An 18,766-nucleotide genomic window follows, 5' to 3' on the forward strand; every position below is an offset into this window, starting at 1 on the left:
CAATGATTGGGCGTTTTTGTTTGATCCATTGACGATAAGTCTATTACTCAGCTCTCTAACTGTTTGACAACCTTTTGAGTCAACTGCTCAGTATACGGGTTAATCTTCCAATGATCTGGACTCCAGCCTTTTACGAAACGTTGGAAATCAGCCCATGCCACGTAAAACATTGGTCGCCATGCGGCTTCAACATCATCGAAGGAAAGGGGTGTCTGATAGTGCGCCAATGCTTCTTTCAAGTGTTGGAAGTAAACATCTAAGACCTCTCGCTCATACTCTTGGCAATCTTGCGGCCTAACCGCGCTGCTCATAAACAGAGCCACGTCTTTCATCGCACAGCCGTGACCGACGTATTGGAAATCGACTGCAGCAGCTTTTTCACTTTCAGGATCAAAGCAGAAGTTGGCGAGCTTGGCATCACCATGCACTAAGGTTGGATATGGGCACTCTCGGAGTATGCGGTCGATGTGCTGTGCTTGGTGCTTTAATTGTAAATCGGACAATGCGTTCAGCTCATCAGGCCGTGTGTCTAAATGCCAGTATGTGCCGACTTGCCACAATGAGGCTGATTGTTCTTGATCTACATTGATGTGCTTTGCGTGAAAGTTAGCGAGCCATTTAAGGCAAGCATCGCGTTGTTTCTGCTCTTCTAGTGTATAACCAGACGCCAGATCAGACTGAGTATCTTTGTTTGTCAGATCATCAAAAACAGCAAGCACATTAAACTGAGAGGTTAACGGAAAACCTATATCCGCTAAGTCTTGCATCACGATAAGCCATTCGTTCTCTGCTAGTTCACATTGCAGCCCAACAGGTATAGGGCAGCGCTCATCCCATTGCTGAGAGAACGACTGATACCATGCGGTCTCAACTTGGTAAGAGTGCACCTTTCGTTGGTGAGAGAGTTTGGTATTCCAACCCTTTGGGTGTTCGGCTTGATCTGGCAATGCGAAATGTTTAACAATCACACTCTTGAGTTCAGCACTGTTTTCTTGAGAAAAGACCAAGCGAACTAACTCGCCATACCCACCCCACAGGCGTTGAATCACTTGGACACCAAACCCTTGGTTAAAGCCAAGTGAGACTGCAATTTTTTGATAGAGTTCTGGCTGATTTTTATCTGAGCTAGTTTGAAGTTGAGCGAGATTTTTTGACGGTATTGATTGAGACATATTACTCTTTACTATGCTTTGTCTGATACAAGATGTGACCACTGTGGCTGCCTATTCATATAGTGAACGACATAGCTACAAACCGGCACAATTTTGAAGCCCGCTTGTTCAATCTCGGGCAAAACCGACTCCATCATCACCTTACCAAAGCCCTTGCCTTGCAGCTCATCAGGAATGCGTGTCGAGGTGATATGTAGTACATCTCCGTCCTTTTTATACTTAACGACTGCGAACTGGTCGGGTTCTAGCTCAACCGTGATCTGGTTCACTTCTTGATCCCATTTTACTGCCTGCATTCTCAACTCCTGCAAATAATTGATACGACAAACAATAAAAGTTTGAAGTATGAGTTCCTTGTAATAGACTAACGCAAGTGCATATAAATAAAACTAAGTACTTACAAACACAGTAAATAATTCAGTGCAATTGGCTTAATATAAAATCAGCAATGATAAAGGCACTCTATAAATCTATGTGAGTACGTCCACTAAATCTAGCACGTAATAACCCCTTGTTAGCAAGTTACCAATATAACTAACAGACGCATGTTGGCGCATGGAGAACCTATAATGAACGCACCCCTGAAGAAGCCTTTGGAGCATAATCAGGCACTTCAAGACCCTCGTAATCGCACCGTTTCCACCATCAATAGCACTGATGCGCTAGCGATGATTGAGCACGGCAGTGAGCTGACATTAAATGTCTCGACTCCCGTTGGCACTAAGTTTCTCGCCACCACCAAATTTATCGGTACGCACAGTGATAACTGTATTGTGGTTGAGGTTCCTGAGGTATCCAATGAAGATCTGAACTTTTTCTTTCAAGAAGGTTTTTGGATGACCGCTCGTGCGTATTCTCTGCGAGGTGAAGGCGCGCTTATCCATTTTAGAAGCCAAATTCACCATAAGATTGGTGAACCCTTCCCTATTCTTGTGCTGTCTACACCAAGCACGATGCAAGTGACTCAGCTGCGTAAAGAGACACGCTATGAAGTGAATCTGGCTTCAAGAATCATCTTCAACGACCAACGAGCAAACTGCGAGATAAGAGATTTATCGAAAAGTGGTTGTCGTTTCGTTACCTCGCCGACCTCTCGTGCAATTCAGATTGCCGATCGAGTGTCTATTGAGATAACCCCTGAGAACTACAACGGTCCGCTGATTCCGCCATTGCGAGGCATTATCTGTAATCTGCAAAAATCGACGCACTACGCTCGATACGGCGTTGAATTTGATGATATTGGTCGAGCTAACGCCAAACAATTATTAGCAAAGCTGAAGTTCGATGGCACCAAGCTCTGCTTACGAAACGGTTAACGCCTTTAAGATGCGACTTTCTCCGAATACCGTAAGCTGACCAAATACAAATGGCTCCTAGCGAGCCAAACCTCAACCAATAAAAAAGCCATCGACTCTAAATCGATGGCTTTTGCGTTTTGGCTGTTATTTATTTGTTTCGCTATTAAACTATGTATTTAGCTATTTACGCAGTGCGTTCAGTTTCGCTTGAGCGATACCAAAGATAGTATCAATTGGATAGCTACCCTCATCACTTGCCTCACCTGCAGCTTTGCCTGTGAACAGCTCAATCGCTTCTGTTACATGGTCAATCGCCCAGATATTAAACTCGCCCTTTTCAACCGCTTTTACGATGTCGCTACGCAGCATCAGGTTGTGAACATTTGAACGTGGGATGATCACCCCTTGTTCGTTTGAACGCCCTTTGATTTCACACACATCAAAGAAGCCTTCAATTTTCTCGTTCACACCACCAATTGGCTGAGACTCACCAAACTGGTTCATCGAGCCTGTAATCGCAATATCTTGACGGTTTGGTTGCTTAGAAAACGCCGATACCACCGCACAGAACTCGGCCATACTCGCACTGTCACCATCGACGCCACCGTAAGATTGCTCAAAGGTGATATTGGTGGTGAGCGGTACTTTCGCTGTCTTACCAAACACAGAAGAAAGGTAAGCCGACAAGATCATCACACCTTTCGAGTGAATACTGCCACCTAGGTCTACGTTTCTTTCAATATCAATCACTTCACCATCACCATAAGCGGTGGTAGCCGTGATTCGGTTTGGCGCACCAAACATATGATCGGTTGTGCTGAGTACAGACAGCGCATTCACTTGCCCAACCGCTTCACCGTCCACATGAATCAGCGTTGTACCGTTGGTGAAGGTTTCCATTACGCTGTCTTGCAATCGTCCAACACGCATCTGTTGGTTAGATAACGCTTGGTCAACGTGTGTTGCACGAATCAGGTTCGATTTTGATCCTCTCGCCACATAGTTTGACTCACGAAGCAGATTAGCAATGTGTGCCGAGTGCAGAGACAATTTACCTTGGTCACCCGCCTGACGAGAACTGTGCTCGATGATGCGAGCAATCGCTTTGCGGTCACAATGCAACATGTTGTTGTCGTGCACAATACTTGAAATAAAGCGCGCGTAATGCATTTCAGAATCCGCGGTGCGCTTCATCTCATCTTCAAAGTCAGCTGTCACACGGAACAGTTCACCAAACTCCGCATCGTAATGTTGCAGCAGCTGGTAAGTTCGGTAGTCGCCAAATAGGATGATCTTAACGTCCAATGGAATAGGCTCAGGATCAAGCGATACAGCCCCCGTTAAGGTTACCTCTTTCTCTAGTGAAGTGAAGCTCAGTTGACGTGAGCGTAGCGCTCGCTTCAAACCTTCCCAAACGTACGGCTGCTCAAGTACCTTGACCGCATCCATCAACAATACGCCGCCGTTTGCTCTGTGCAAGCTACCTGCGCGAATCAAGGAGAAATCGGTAAATACGGTACCTTTAAAAGTCGCGGTTTCCACATGGCCAAACAGAGAGTGGTAATTTGGGTTCTCCTCTACCACGATCGGCATCGCCTCCTCCTTCTGGCTAACAATCACATTAACCTTGTAGCGACGCGGCATTTTCTTATCCAAAGAGGCCGTTGCAACTTCTGCTTGCTCTGTGCTCTCTTCTAGAAAAATATCTGCGTTATCAACGATATCCTTACGCAATGCAGTGAGGTATTTCTTGATCTCTGGATATTGACTATAGTCCTGCTTCAACTGCTTGATAAAGTGAGTAATCACATCTCGTGCTGTGTCATCATTCAGCTTTTGAATTTTCTCAGTGTACGTCTCTTCAAGTTCCGTTAATTCACGAGAAATGGTTCGCAGTCCGACTTCCAACCCATCAATGGTTTTATCAAATTGATCTTGTTCTTCCGGCGAAAGCAGATCAAAGCTCTCTTCGGTATGAAGATCATCGCCATTCATTGCCACAAATTGGTAATCACCCTGAGTGGTGATCGTCAGGTTAATGCCCTTGTCTTTCGCTTCTTGGCTAATGCTTTCTAACGCGGCTTGTTGCTTAGCTGCCAGTTGGTTTTTAAGCCTGTCAGCTCGACTAAAGTACATCTCATTATCAAACGCTAGAGGCATACCTTTCAGCAGTTTACGCATCAATTTTTCAATATCTTGCTTTAAGCTGCTGCCAACACCGCGCGGTAATTTCAGTACCTTCGGTGTACGAATATCTTCGAAGTTCGCGATATAACACCAATCAAAAAGTTCCTGCACTTCTTGAGGGTGACGGTTTAAATAGCGCAAGATCATGGTACGTTTGCCAAGACCATTTCGCCCTATCGCATAAATGTTGTAACCCTTTTCCTTGATTGACATCGCGAACTCCACGGCTTTTTGTGCCCGTTCCTGCCCGACGATTTCGTCAATTGGAGCCAGTTCTTTGGTCGACTTACATGGTAGCTTGTCTAAATCCGCTACCTGATACAGCTGTTCTGTATTGAGTCTTTGCATCGCCATCGCCGCCTCCTTAGTCCTTCATTACTTGGGTGTAGATAAAATAAGTGTAGATGTAATTTCCCACAAATTTAGTGACTTACGCTGCACAGCTGTTCAACTGAACAAATAACACACAATTTAAGCCCTTTTTAGGAATAGCCCGTTATTTAATTCACCAACTTAACATGTGAATGATTTTAATTTGCAATTGATAATAAATATCATTAACATTTTCGGATATTATAAATTGAGGATGTGGATATGGAAATTGAACGATGCTGGATGCACTACCTAAAAGCTGAACAGTTAATGGAACAAGGTCACTGGCCTGAAGCACAGCGCCTGTATGGTGATGTTCTAACCTCACTTCCTCATCACATCCAAGATGCAGCATACCAAAGCGATATTAAGCCTTGCCAATTTGCCTGCCTGCTTGCCGGGTTAAGAGACGCGAGCGTCGCTCAATCTGAGATACTCAACCGATTAGGTCAGCACCAACAAGCCTTCGATACCTTGAATCAATCTTACGCTCTGATGCAATTTATCTCTCTTGAGAACACTGAGCTGATTCAACGTACCTTTGGATTATTGGAAAAGCAGAGCGAAGATTTGCTCAATCACCTGATCGCTTTTTGCAGCGCTCAGCGCAGTTCGCATTGGATGCTCGAACTAGAACAAATTCAACGTGCTCATCACCACTTTGGGCAACTTAAAACAACGTCAGAAGTTCAATCTTCACCTAATGTCTTAAATTGATAAGGATCTATCATGTCGGACCGGGCCATACTTAAAGTCAATAACCTCTCCGTTAGCTTTACAACCAATGATGGAATCATTGATGCGGTCAAAAAGGTTAACTTTACCCTTAACTCAAGTGAAACCTTGGCCATTGTTGGTGAATCAGGTTCAGGTAAATCAGTCTCTTCCAACGCGCTTATGCGTTTGCTTCCTGATAACGCGATTATTGATCAGCAATCAGACATCGAATTTGAGGGGCAATCGATTCTTGGAAAAACTGAGCGAGAAATGCAGTCGATTCGTGGTGACAGAATCGGCATGATCTTTCAGGAGCCGATGACCTCTCTCAACCCTTACCTTCGTGTTGGCATTCAAGTGGCAGAAGCCATTATGTGTCACCGAAAGGTATCGAAATCAAAAGCAAAACAGCGTGTTTTAGAGCTGTTCAATCTGGTGCATTTACCGATGCCAGAGCAGGCTTACACCAAGTACCCGCATGAGTTTTCAGGTGGTCAGTTACAGCGCATCATGATCGCAATGGCGCTGATTAATGAACCGGATATTCTGATTGCCGATGAACCCACAACCGCATTGGACGTAACAGTTCAGGCGGAAGTGCTTTCTCTTATCAAAGAGATTCAAGGCAAAATGGGCATGGCGATTTTGTTCATCACCCATGATCTCGGTGTAGTGAAGCACTTTGCTGACCGCGTGCTAGTGATGTGTAAGGGTGAGTTGGTCGAAGAAGGGCTTACTCAAAAGCTATTCGAAAACCCTAAGCACGATTACACACGCATGCTGATTAACTCCATTCCGAAAGGCGCTAAGGTTCCTGTTGAGGCATCCGCACCTGAACTGCTTTGTGCAGAAGACATTCGCGTGAAGTTCTTGATCAAATCTCACTTTATCCAAAGTAAGAACCAGTACTTCGAAGCAGTTAAAGGCATTTCTTTGAGGCTGAAACAAGGCGAAACCTTAGGCATTGTGGGCGAGTCTGGTTCCGGTAAATCGACCCTTGGACGAGCTTTGATCGGCTTGCTGCCAAGCAGCGGACGCATTGTTTACAAAGGCCAAGACGTTAGCTTGTTGAACGACAAAGAGCGTCACAAGCTTAAGAAAGATGTGCAGATGGTGTTCCAAGACCCTTATGGTTCCTTATCACCTCGTATGACGGTTGGGGAGATCATCACCGAAGGCTTAACGGTGCATCAACCTAACTTGTCAAAGCAGGAACGTTTAGAAAGAGCTCGCAAAGCGTTGATTGAAGTTCGCTTAGAGCCGAATTCAATTAACCGTTATCCGCATGAGTTCTCTGGCGGACAAAGACAACGTATCGCGATTGCTCGCGCGCTGATTCTTGAACCTTCTTTCATTTTGCTGGATGAACCAACTTCGGCACTCGATCGCTCAGTACAACTGACCGTGATCGACCTACTGAAAGACATTCAAGCTAAGCACAATATCGGCTTCCTATTCATCAGCCACGATCTCTCGGTAGTAAAAGCACTGTCGGATCGCGTATTGGTGATGCAGAAGGGCGAAGTGATGGAAGAAGGGTCTGCAGAAGAGATTTTCAATGCGCCGAAAAACAACTACACCAAGAAACTGATCGCTGCGTCATTCGACTTAGAAAATAAATCGGGAAAAAATGCCGCTTAAAGGGAACTAATCAAGATTAACAGCGTCTTATAGGTACATTCTGAATAATCTCCTAATGGATTGAAATCTAGAATGGATATAGCAAAACTGGTTTGGCCGCCAAAAGAGAAATGTCGCATGGATGCGACATTTTTCGTTTCTGAAGGGAAATAACGTGTCTTTGAATCTCACTCCCTACGATTCAAACACTTCACAACTAACGATACAAAGACTTAGTCGACTCTCTGACGATTAAATCAATCGGTGGTAATCGCGCTTCATGCCTCTCACCAGATAACAAGTTCAAAATCGACTGAGCACACACCTCGCCAATCTCTTCAATCGGCTGTCTCAGCGTCGTCAGGGCTGGCGTGAAATACTTAGACGTCGGCAAGTCATCAAAGCCAATCACAGACACATCTTCTGGAACTTTATATCCGTGGTCGTGTAGCGCCTTAATCGCCCCATAAGCGGTTTGATCATTAGCCGCGAACAGAGCAGAAAAATGAACCTTCGACTCGATCAATTCAACGGTTTTTTCATAGCCCGATTCGCTACTGAAGTCACCCTGTTTGACGAGTTTTGGCATTACTTTTATACCCGCCTCTTGAAGCGCTTTCTTGTAGCCTTCAAAGCGACTCCCCGCATCCGGTTGGCTTGAAAGCCCCTTGATATGAGCAATGTTCACATGCCCCTGTTGAAGCAAATGCAAAGTCGCCATATAGCCACCCAACACATTATCGATATTGATCGAGCGTACATTATCTTCAACGATGTCATAACCCACCGCCACGACCGGAATGTCTTGAGCGTACTTGGCGATATCCTCTTTAGTAATACTACCCGTCACGATGATCATGCCATCCACGTTACTTTTAGCCAGATACTCTAGCGCGTGTATCTCGAGCTTTTTTTGCCAGTGCCCCGTCGCAATCACCAATGAGTAGCCTTGGGCTATCAGAGTTTTCTCCATGTCGTTAAGGATACGACTGGTATAGGGGCTGTCAGGGTGTTGCACCAATACACCAATCGTTAATGAACGGCGATTAATGTTTTCCTGCATTTGAAAATTAGGTTTGTAGCCGGTGTCTTTTATTGCCTGCTCGATATTCTGGCTTTTATCATCCGATACATATGTTGTTCGATTAAGAAAACGAGAAACCGTGCTTGGAGAAACGCCGGCGAGCCTCGCTACATCGTATACGGTGGTTTTTTTAGTTTTAGTGCGCATCTCGATACCCTAATCCAGTGACATTTGGGGAGCCCGAAAGCTCCCCACCCGTTTCAATCTGCATACCACTGCTTTTGTTGAAACTCGTGTCATTAAGTTAATACATGTAGGCGAAGATCATCCCCGGTCTGAAATAGCGACCTGCGGTATACTTCAACCCAGTGCTCAATAGCCATTTGTGAAGAGCGATGGCTTGCTCCGCTGAAATCTCGCCTTGCAGCATACTAACAAATTTATCACTGTCTTTAGTCAGGTTAGGACTCACTCGACCGTCAGATAGCACACACTTTTGTAATTTAAGCGCAGTAAGCCACTTTTTCGCATCAATTTGTGACAATTTAAAAGATTCTGAAAGATCTTTCTCATCAAATGAGACTGAGCAGTTGAATCCCTCTGGTGCTGCAAATGGAATTTTTGAATAGTCATACAGCGCGGTATACACGGTATCCATCAATGTTTCCGCTTGCTGAGATTTACCCGCCAGACTCAACGCTGTCGCGACACTAAACTGCACGCCAATCCACACGTCTTGCGCTTGGAACGCTTCATGCGGTGAGCCGTCAGCCAGCGTCATATTCGCGACACCAAGCTTAGGGCTATTGATCTCAAAGTTGTGCTTATAAACATAGTCTAGTGCGCGTTGGATATTCTGTTGCGGGAAAATACCCTCGAGTCCGATCAACTTTAGATAGCTATCAGCCAACAGGGCATCGCCAAAGCTGTTGTCAGAATCTGGCACTAAATCTAAGTATTCTTGGGTAAAGACTTGTGGTGCAGTTTCACTTAGTAAGCGTTTCTTAGAGACTCTTTGAGACACCTTACTGATGTTGATTGAAGTATCGGTCTCATTGAGATAGTCGTTGAGAGCGCTCTTGTCAGCAATCGCGTCACCGGTCAATGAAAGTCCTAATACTTCCAACGCTTGATAGCCCTGACCCGTTAAATGCTTAGCTTGAACGGGAGTGACGAAGAAATGGTAGTAGCCTTCTTTTTCATCCCACAAGCTTTGCTCAACCGTTGTTAACGCCTTTTTCGAACGCGCTAAATAACTCGCGGCTAGTTCGTTCTCATCCATCAACAGAGCAAGCTCACTCGCGGCTTGTAGCCCTGCTACCCAAAGGCTAGCACAGTAAATCGAGATGCCGTGAGACGCTAGGTTATCAAAGGTATCGTCTGTGCCTCGGGTTAGCGGTAAATCATCGCCCTCAGCGATCAAGTTCGATAAGAAATCGATGCTCTCTGTTACGGCCTGCCAGCACTCTTTAACCACAGAAATATCTTGTGTGTTTTGATAATGGCGGTACACCATCAGAATGTATTTCGGCGCTAAGTCCTTCCACTCTTTCACATTGTGCCAACTATACGCATCTGGCTGGATGTCGAATGGGCTGCCCAAATCGTGGATTACCGCACCTCGAATAGCGCGCACACCTTGGTACTTGTCATCGATCAGTTCAGCATTCGGCGTCGCTTCGTATTCCCAGTAGCGACGCTGAGTAAAGTCTTCAGCCAAAATGGCTTTCGAGAACTCTTTCATCACGCAGCCATCAAGCTCCGGCAACAAATAAAGCAGCGAAAATGAACCGTAAAAATACACATCCAGAGAGTTAAAGAATGGGTAATCAACACACTCTTTGACTAGGAACTTATCCTCTTTGTCCCATACCGTTGATTCTGCTAGGAAAGACAATGAGTTCATCGCCATCGTCGCATAGCGAAGTGCAGAATCAGGCTGAGATATCTTGCTTTTAGCTTGCTCTAGGAAGGCCGTTTGTTGTTCGACGATCTGTTGCTCAATCACCTCAAGCTTTGGCAAGAGATCTTCTAACATCGGCAGTGCTGGTTGCGTTTGAGGGTAGAATTGCGTGTAAGCCTTGTCTGAATGCCAACCATTAAGCATCACTTTGCTGTGTGCCATTACCTGTGCAAAACGCAGGTCAGCAGACTCTCCAGGTTCTAACTCAATCTGAACCACAACCAATGCGCTCAATGCTTCACGCCCCGTGTAGATGCCTGTTTGAAATTCAGCGTTGGTACGGCCTGTTTTCAGTGCGAACTCTGTTTGCTGAGCAGTCTTAGAGGTATAAAGCGTTGGCTTAACAGACACCGACACCTTGCCAGATTCCGTCAAGTGATTGTCTGCTTGAACACCAAACACGACTTCACCTTCAATATCACTTTGATAAGGCGATTCGCTCGTCAGTTGAACCCCCGTAAAACTGCGACCGTCACCCTTTAATTTTACCGCTTGATGCTGCTGAGCGATTGGATTTTGAGACAAAGTACACGCCGAATCCTGAATGCCATCGCGACCTTTTTGGTAGGTTGAGCCAATCAGGTTTTGTAGCGACTGAGCAAGCGTAATCACGCGTGTTTGCGATGAATTATTGATTAATTCGAAGTGATTCCAGTGCATCGGTAAAGAACACAAGCGTTTGTCCTGTTTAACGATCGGCGAGACTACCTTACGCTTTATTTTAATATCATCAAAACTATTATATTGATATTCAGCTAGTGGATACAAAGCTTGATATTCTATATCACTGCCATTAACGCTATCTATATCACTGCCATTGAGACTATCCATATAATTATCATCACCCGAGGTAAGTGATAATAACTTCGTTGTATCATTTACTAATAAACCATTAAAGAAATCCAAGGCTACGTATAATTGACAAATAATTGAAGATGAATCCGAATCAATCAATAATCGAGTCTTATTTGAAAACTCAACGTTCCACTTTACAAAGTTAGTTTTATTTTCTTGATAAAAGTGACCATTTTTTAATGCCGCGCGAATGTGGTTAATCGCATTCGACATTTCTACACTTTCAATCTTCTTGCCATCGAACAAAGCAGGATAAAAGTTCAGATGAACGCTCAGCTCTTGTTCATTAAGGACTTGCAGCGTATCGATGGTTGGCACATTCATCACAGAAGCATAAAAATCATTAAAATTAACAACTTGTTCTGAACAATCCACAAATATACCAGGGATAAAGCTAAAGTTTGGCGTGTTGCCATTTGGCGTCAGTGTAAATGTATTACCAATACCACCCACGGCCATGCCGGTATTTTCTGGTGTCGTAGAAATTGGCGTGTACCAAGGTTGAATAAATTCAACTGCATCACCTTTTTTACACAGATGTTTTGAATTTCCTGAATAGCTTGTATATGGAATTTTATTATTCATTTTAAAACCGCCATTGAATATTTTTTTCTTCTTGTTAATATCTTTCAAAAATGGAGACATCAACATGTTTAAAATTATAAATGAAAAGTTTGGAAATATTGACTCTGTCACATTAATAAATCAGCAACACGGTATAGAACTTCAAATAATCAATGGATTTGGTTCTGTTATAAATAAATACGTTGTAAATAACAGCCCATTCTCTTTTATTTGTGGTTATCAGAATTATGATGAACTGATCAACCAACATCCGTTCTTTTCCCGCAGTGCTAAATTATTCCCTTTTCCAAACCGTTTAAACTTAGGTCGTTACAGTTTCGATAACCAAAACCATCAACTCCCAGCTAACTTTCCTTGGTCTGAGCACGCCGTACATGGCCTGCTCTACAACCAACCTTTTTCAATCACAAACAGCGTAGCCAACGAAGAGTCAGCCAGTGTGACACTTCAGTATCAAACGTCTTCTTTGCACCCTGCTTTCCCGTTTGCTTTTAACCTTGAAGTCACCTTCATTATCGACATAGCAGGCAAGCTCTCTTGCTCAACAACCGCTTCTAATCTTGGTGATTCTGCCTTCCCATTCGGTGATGCTTGGCACCCTTACTTCTCGCTCGGCACCGAGCTAGAACAGTGTGAACTGACCATGTCACCTTGTGCTGAGGTCATGCACGAGAACGATCTTCCTAATGGTCAAAAACGCGCTTTTGACCGTTTGTCTCTGGGTGGTTCCCTAACGAATCAAAGCCTAAATCACTGCTTTGAATTTGACTCGAAAGCAACCAACCAGCTAACTTTGACACGCTCAGATTCATCCGCTGAGATTCACTATCAACAAGATGCAAGCTACCCATTCGTTCAGCTATACACGCCCACTAGTGAGCAAAGTATTGCAATAGAACCAATGACTTGCCCTGCTGATGCATTCAATAACCAGATTGGCCTACTGACGCTTGCCCCGAACCAATCTCAAACCTTCATTTGGCAATGCCAAGCAACCTATCAACCTAAATAACTAAATCAAATCAAGGCAGCCGCTGAATGCGAAATCAGCCCCCAGAGAACGCATTGCTAAACAGAAAACCAAACGAAAGAAGCAATAAAGGGCGCATAAAGCGCCCTTCTCTTTGTTAACCTAAAACCACCTCGATGGTGTGCTCACCAGAAGTAAACACTGGCGCTTTATTACCTGAAATCAGGTCACCATTGACCTTCATCTCAACCACGCCCTTACACACGTTATTCGGGTTCGTGACATGGATATGATAAGTCGCACCTCGGAACTGACGACGGACTTTGAACTCAGGCCACTCCGCCGGAATACAAGGGTCCACCAGCAAGCCATCCACTTCAGGACGAACACCCAGAATCCATTGTGTACCCGCAACGTATGTCCAAGATGAAGTACCAGAAAGCCACGCATTGCGTCCTAAACCGAACTGTTTATGTTCGTCACCCAAGATATTTTGTGGGTAGCAGTAGGGTTCAGATTCAAAGGTATCAATGTCATCATTTTTTGAAGCAGGGTTGATTTGACGGTAGTACTCATAAGCACGCTCGCCGTTACCCATTTTCGCTTCCGCGATCATCACCCATGGGTTTGAATGCAGGAAGATACCGCCGTTCTCTTTCGCACCTGGTGGATACGTTGATACGCCACCTAGCTGTGGATCAAAACCGTTGTAGCCCGGTGTTGAAAGCTTGATGCCATTGGTGGTGTTTAGTTTGTTGTAAACCGAGTCTAGCGCTTGCGTTGCACGTTCTTGAGTCGCGAAACCAGAGATCACAGGCCAGCTTTGACCGTTAGTGTAGATCTGCCCTTGCTCATTTTTATGAGATCCGATTGGCAGACCTTGCTCATCGAAGTAACGCACAAACCACTCACCATCCCAGCCGCACTCGTTGACCGTACTCTGCATCTGTTGGTACTGATCTTTAAACTTAGCCGTCAGTTGTTCCTCACCGCGTAGCTCACAAAGGTCCAGCATATCAAGCAGGGCTTTACCGTACATGTTAGCTACCATCATCGACTCTGCACCCGTTGGCAGGTTCACCGTATCATTCCAGTCTGCAAAACCTAATAACGGTAGGCCGTGCTCACCCGTATTGGTGTAGGTAAATTCGATCGCGCGACACAAGTGATCCCACACAGTTCCTGTTTCCACAGGGTTGCCCGCTTTGTCTTTTTGGTAGAACGGAATCTCTTTGTTCAAGAAATCAGCATTGCCTGTCTCTTTCACATATTGAGTGACTGCGTAGATGATCCACAGATGATCGTCACCGTAATAATCCGGGCGATCTTCCTCTTCACGCGAGTCACCTGCGTTCGCTTCCATCGTTGATGGGAAGAACTGATGCATCGCAGAACCGTTGGTGTTCTGAACAGACAACAGACGCTCGATAAACTCACGCGCTTCTTCCGGCATGTGAGTAATTACGCCTAAAGTATCTTGAGACGAATCACGGAAACCAATACCACGGGCGCCATAGCCAAGCTGGTACAGAGACAGGTAACGAGACCAGTTTTTGGTGGTGTGACACTGACGTGGGTTATGTACGTTAAGCATCGAGTTCATTGCCGGATCTGGCGTTTCAACCTGAACCGCTTGTAGGTAACCATCCCAATGTTCAGCCAGTTCAGCGAAAGCTGAATCAACCACTTGATGGTCACGATATTTAGCCAGCAGAGGAAGTGCTGCTTCGAGGCTCTGTTCTTGTGCGATTTGTACCACTGTACGTTCAGTCTGCTCTGGAGATAACCAACCCAAACGCAGGTTAAGCGCGCCAATGTTGTCGCCACGCAAACACTCAGTATTGCCTAATTCATCATTGTTTAGTGCTTCTGGTGCTGCCCATGTACCGTAGCCCAAATTACCTAAGAACGACTGGCGATCACCATCAAACGACGTCGCAGGGCGATCCGCTGTCATCAGATTCACCGCGTAATCGCGCTTCATGAAGGCGTACTGCTCAAGCACGGTATGGCCCGATTCTTGTTGGTGCGCTTTCAATGTCATGGTTTGTGGAACCCAGTCAGCATTGAGTAGCTGTTTAAGCGCATCGAAGTGCGTAAATTCGTACACAGGCACCACATCAACGTGCAGCGCTTTGTCTGAAATGTTGGTGACTTTGATGTCTTGTAGCAGTACTTGGTCAGCTTTTGGTACGAAGAAAGTCGCTTCACAACGTACACCAAAAGCTTCTGCAATGATTGTGGTGTATGACAAACCGGTGTGGTTTTCAAACTTATCTAGCGGCTTCAAGGTTGGCGTATAGAAAGGTGAGAATATTTCTACATTGCCCGCTTCATCACGCACCTTGAGGTATAGGGTCGAGCCTTTAAAATCTGAATTTGGCAGTTGTGCAATGTACTTAGTGATACGGTTGAGCGCAGGATCGCCCTTACATAACAACACGCCACCGTTGCTATCAACAATGCCACCGAAATCTAATGTGCCGACATAGTTACACCATTTGATCGGCGTACACGGTGTGGTTGCTACGTATTCTTTGTTTTTATCGTCAAAATATCCGAATTTCATCATCACTATCCCTAGCCCCTCCCAAATCAGGAGGAGCCAAAACAATTTGTTGTAAGTAGATTGGTATCAGCTCAATGGCTGACTTAAGTTGACTGGTTAGCTCGTAATTGACTAGCTCGCTAGCGAGTTCTCGCTAAGTGCGTCAAACAGGTGGAAGGCATCCAAATCCAAGTAAAGTGTCAGTTCTTTCACATCCACTTCAGCGGCTTGGGTCTCAACCATCAGCGGTTGGCCGCCGATTTCTGTTTTCAGAAGAATGCTCGCGCCTAGCAGTTCCTTGTCTTTGATTTTCACAGGGAATGGCAGTACACGGTCGTGGTCCACTTGCTCGGCACGTAGGTGAATATCTGTTGGACGAACACCAAAATGCAGCGCTAGATTTTTAGAGGCCAGAGACTTAAAGCGTTCCGGCAATGGGATATGAACATCGCCAAGTTCAACGAAGTATTCGCCTTCTTTTTCAATCAGCTTAGCTTCCAACATGTTCATTGACGGGTTACCGATAAATTGCGCAACAAATTTGTTAGCCGGGCGTTGGAACACCTCTGTTGGCGTACCCACTTGAGCGACATAACCGTCTTTCAGGATCACAATGCGATCTGCCAGTGTCATCGCTTCGATCTGGTCGTGTGTTACGTAGATCGTGGTGGTTTTAAGCTCGCGGTGTAGGTGTTTGATCTCTTCACGCATCACACCACGCAGTTTTGCATCTAGGTTAGATAACGGCTCGTCGAACAAGAAAACCTTAGGGGTACGAACCATCGCACGCCCCATTGCCACACGCTGGCGTTGACCACCAGAAAGCTCTTTTGGCTTACGGTTCAGTAGTGGATCAAGCTCCAGCATTTTCGCCGCTTTTAGTACTTCTACGTCGATTTCCGCTTTCGGCATGCCTTTCAGTTTTAGTGCGAAGGCGATGTTCTCGTAAACCGTCATGTGTGGGTACAGAGCGTAGCTTTGGAATACCATCGCCAAATCGCGGTCTTTCGCATCGACTTTGTTCATCAACTTGCCGCCAACTACGATGTCACCAGAGCTGATGCTTTCAAGTCCGGCAAGCATACGTAGCGTTGTCGATTTACCACAGCCTGATGGGCCAAGGAAAACCACGAATTCACCATCTTCAACCGTAAAATCAAACTCTTTGACAACTTCAACATCACCGAATGATTTTTTGATGTTCTTAAATTCTACTTTAGCCATTATCTGTTCTCCTCAGCGCGCTCTAGAAGCATATTTCGATACGCAATTGCGCTCTGTTTCAATGTTCTTTCTTGGGTGGTGTAATCAACGTGGACGATGCCAAAACGCTGGCAATAACCGAATGCCCACTCAAAGTTATCCATAAGGCTCCAAGCGAAGTAGCCATCGACTTTCACGCCAGCTTCAATGGCGTTGTGAACCGCTTCGATATGACCTTGGAAATAACGAACTCGTTGGTCGTCCATCACTTGTCCATTAACACGCTCGTCGTTACCTGCAGCACCGTTCTCTGTGATGTAAATGGGTGGCATATTTTCGTAGCGAGCATCCAAACGCATTAGCAAATCCGTTAGGCCTTGTGGGTTGATTTCCCAGCCGATGTAAGTGTGCTCTGCGTCAGTCTGTTTCACTGATTCAATGTCGCCATTCTCGTTGAAGCGAGCGACATTGCGTGTGTAGTAGTTGATACCGATGTAATCAACAGGTGCACTGATGATGTCCAAATCACCTTCTAAAATCATCGGCATATTCATCGCTTGGCGCTCGACGACCAGTTGTGGGTATTCACCCTTCAATACTGGGTCGATAAACCAGTGGTAGTTCTCTGCTTCACAGTAGTCTGCGGCGCCTTGATCTTGTGGCGTTAGCGGGTAAGCTGGAGTCGCGTTAAATACCACTCCATGCTTAGCATGAGGCGCATTCTTGCGAAGAATCGGCATTGCTAAACCGTGAGCCAACATTAGGTGGTGAGATGCTAAGTAGCCCTCTTTCTCACCCTTGATACCCGGCGCATGTTCGCCCCAGCGGTAACCTAGGAACGCAGACACAAACGGTTCATTGAGTGTGGTGTATACGTCGATGGTATCGCCAAAATACTTGCTCACCACTTCTGCATATTCAGCGAATTTGTAAGATGTTTCTCGGTTTAACCAGCCGCCCTTGTCTTCAAGATATTGCGGAAGATCCCAGTGGTACAAAGTCACATACACTTTCATGCCACGAGCATGGCACTCGTCGATAATCTGACCGTAAAACTCAAGGCCTTGTTGATTCACCACACCGTCTTGCGGCAGAATACGGGGCCATGCAATTGACAGGCGGTAAGCATCAACACCTAAACCTTGAATCATCTCGATATCTTGCTTCCACAAGTGGTAGTGGTCGCACGCCACATCACCACTGTCGCCGTTATCTACCTTACCTGGCGTCTTACAAAACGTGTCCCAGATAGACGGTGTACGACCGCCCTCTTCAACGCCGCCTTCAATTTGGTATGAAGATGTCGCGACACCGAATACAAATTCCTTACTGCGTAACTTTGAATCACTTGGAAGTTGAAATTTATTCATTGTTATAACCCTTAAACCTAACCTTTAACTGCGCCGGACGTTAAACCACTGATCATCTGTTTCGAGGCGAACAGGTATGTAATCACGAGTGGTAAAATAGAAATTGTGGTACCTAGCATTACCGCGCCCCATGGCGTATTCGGAATACCTTGAACACTTCGTAGTGCTTGTGTAATGACATAGTTATCTGGGTTGTTTAGCACCACGAGAGGCTGCATAAACATGTTCCAGAAGAAAACGAACTGAACGATAGCCAATGTTGCTAGAGCTGGTTTCATCAGTGGCAATACCACACTCCAGTACGTTCTGAACTCACCTGCGCCATCCAGTTTCGCTGCTTCTAACAGCTCTTTAGGAATCGATGCAATCACGTGCTGACGCATCAAGAAGATACCAAATGGTGTGGTGGTGAACGGTAGCCATACCGCCATGTGGTTATCTAGCAAGCCTAAGAATTTCACGATCATGAAGTAAGGAATCAAGCTAAGCACCGGCGGAATCGCCATTGAGCCAACCAGCATGCCGAACAACACGTTCTTACCGCGGAACTTAAACACAGCAAACGCGTAACCGCCCATGCTACAGAACAGCAACGAGATAGTGGTGCCTAAGAAAGCAACGTAAATCGAGTTAAACATCGCTTTCCAAAACGGCATGATTTCCAGCAGTTTTGCGTAGTTCACCATTAGGCTATCGCCAATCGCAAAGCTGATACCTGAGCCGAAGATTTCCGAGCGATCACGTGTTGAAAGCAGAGCTGACCACACAAACGGGAACACCGTAATGATTGCAGAAACAACCAGTAATATGCCGAGCATAACCATCAAGATCTTAGTCATGATGTACATGGTGCGTTCGCTTGGCATTAGGCCACTTAGTGGT

General features: G+C 45.5%; 13 protein-coding genes. 4 read left to right on the forward strand and 9 right to left on the reverse strand.

The window, feature by feature from the left end:
* Positions 1 to 47 precede the first annotated feature (47 nt).
* The gene (locus tag ATB74_RS00510) at positions 48 to 1,172 is read right to left on the reverse strand and encodes a phosphotransferase (RefSeq protein WP_061015751.1); all 1,125 of its coding nucleotides are present in this window, start codon (positions 1,170 to 1,172) and stop codon (positions 48 to 50) included.
* An 11-nt stretch (positions 1,173 to 1,183) separates the two neighbouring features.
* Positions 1,184 to 1,468, reverse strand: a complete 285-nt coding sequence (locus tag ATB74_RS00515) for a GNAT family N-acetyltransferase (RefSeq protein ID WP_060980948.1) — start codon at positions 1,466 to 1,468, stop codon at positions 1,184 to 1,186.
* Positions 1,469 to 1,741: 273 nt separating this feature from the next.
* Between ATB74_RS00515 and ATB74_RS00520 the strand changes: the two genes are divergently transcribed.
* Positions 1,742 to 2,488 (forward strand): flagellar brake protein, encoded by a 747-nt coding sequence (locus ATB74_RS00520; protein ID WP_061015752.1) that lies wholly within the window; start codon positions 1,742 to 1,744, stop codon positions 2,486 to 2,488.
* A gap of 162 nt (positions 2,489 to 2,650) precedes the next feature.
* Here ATB74_RS00520 and ATB74_RS00525 read toward each other — a convergent pair whose 3' ends face one another.
* Positions 2,651 to 5,011 carry a Lon protease family protein gene (locus ATB74_RS00525; protein WP_061015754.1) on the reverse strand — a complete coding sequence of 787 codons (2,361 nt, stop codon included), beginning with the start codon at positions 5,009 to 5,011 and terminating at the stop codon, positions 2,651 to 2,653.
* Between the two features lie 240 nt (positions 5,012 to 5,251).
* Here ATB74_RS00525 and ATB74_RS00530 point away from each other — a divergent pair, with 240 nt between their 5' ends.
* The gene (locus ATB74_RS00530; RefSeq protein WP_029235272.1) at positions 5,252 to 5,746 is read left to right on the forward strand and encodes a hypothetical protein; all 495 of its coding nucleotides are present in this window, start codon (positions 5,252 to 5,254) and stop codon (positions 5,744 to 5,746) included.
* 12 nt (positions 5,747 to 5,758) lie between these two features.
* On the forward strand, positions 5,759 to 7,387 hold the full coding sequence (locus tag ATB74_RS00535; protein WP_061015756.1) for an ABC transporter ATP-binding protein: 1,629 nt from the start codon (positions 5,759 to 5,761) through the stop codon (positions 7,385 to 7,387).
* Positions 7,388 to 7,583: 196 nt separating this feature from the next.
* Here ATB74_RS00535 and ATB74_RS00540 read toward each other — a convergent pair whose 3' ends face one another.
* Positions 7,584 to 8,597 carry a LacI family DNA-binding transcriptional regulator gene (locus tag ATB74_RS00540; RefSeq protein ID WP_060980945.1) on the reverse strand — a complete coding sequence of 338 codons (1,014 nt, stop codon included), beginning with the start codon at positions 8,595 to 8,597 and terminating at the stop codon, positions 7,584 to 7,586.
* 97 nt (positions 8,598 to 8,694) lie between these two features.
* Positions 8,695 to 11,793, reverse strand: a complete 3,099-nt coding sequence (locus ATB74_RS00545; RefSeq protein WP_061015758.1) for a GH116 family glycosyl hydrolase — start codon at positions 11,791 to 11,793, stop codon at positions 8,695 to 8,697.
* 64 nt (positions 11,794 to 11,857) lie between these two features.
* Here ATB74_RS00545 and ATB74_RS00550 point away from each other — a divergent pair, with 64 nt between their 5' ends.
* Complete coding sequence (locus tag ATB74_RS00550; RefSeq protein WP_061015760.1) at positions 11,858 to 12,805, forward strand: aldose 1-epimerase; 948 nt, start codon at positions 11,858 to 11,860, stop codon at positions 12,803 to 12,805.
* Between the two features lie 115 nt (positions 12,806 to 12,920).
* On the opposite strand, the gene ATB74_RS00555 is transcribed toward ATB74_RS00550, so the two are convergent.
* From ATB74_RS00555 to ATB74_RS00570, 4 genes are all read right to left on the reverse strand, one after another.
* Positions 12,921 to 15,335: a GH36-type glycosyl hydrolase domain-containing protein gene (locus ATB74_RS00555; protein ID WP_061015762.1), complete on the reverse strand. Its 2,415-nt coding sequence runs from the start codon at positions 15,333 to 15,335 to the stop codon at positions 12,921 to 12,923.
* 108 nt (positions 15,336 to 15,443) lie between these two features.
* A complete protein-coding gene (locus ATB74_RS00560) occupies positions 15,444 to 16,535 on the reverse strand; it encodes an ABC transporter ATP-binding protein (protein ID WP_019826228.1) in 1,092 nt (363 codons plus the stop codon).
* On the reverse strand, positions 16,535 to 17,884 hold the full coding sequence (locus ATB74_RS00565; RefSeq protein ID WP_061015764.1) for a GH1 family beta-glucosidase: 1,350 nt from the start codon (positions 17,882 to 17,884) through the stop codon (positions 16,535 to 16,537). The genes ATB74_RS00560 and ATB74_RS00565 overlap by 1 nt, the downstream gene beginning before the upstream one ends.
* A 17-nt stretch (positions 17,885 to 17,901) precedes the next feature.
* Positions 17,902 to 18,750, reverse strand: coding sequence for a carbohydrate ABC transporter permease (locus ATB74_RS00570; RefSeq protein WP_179946899.1), 849 nt, complete (start codon positions 18,748 to 18,750; stop codon positions 17,902 to 17,904).
* Positions 18,751 to 18,766: the final 16 nt, after the last annotated feature.

The organism is Vibrio splendidus, assembly GCF_001557875.1.
GTDB classification, from domain to species: Bacteria; Pseudomonadota; Gammaproteobacteria; order Enterobacterales; family Vibrionaceae; genus Vibrio; species Vibrio splendidus_F.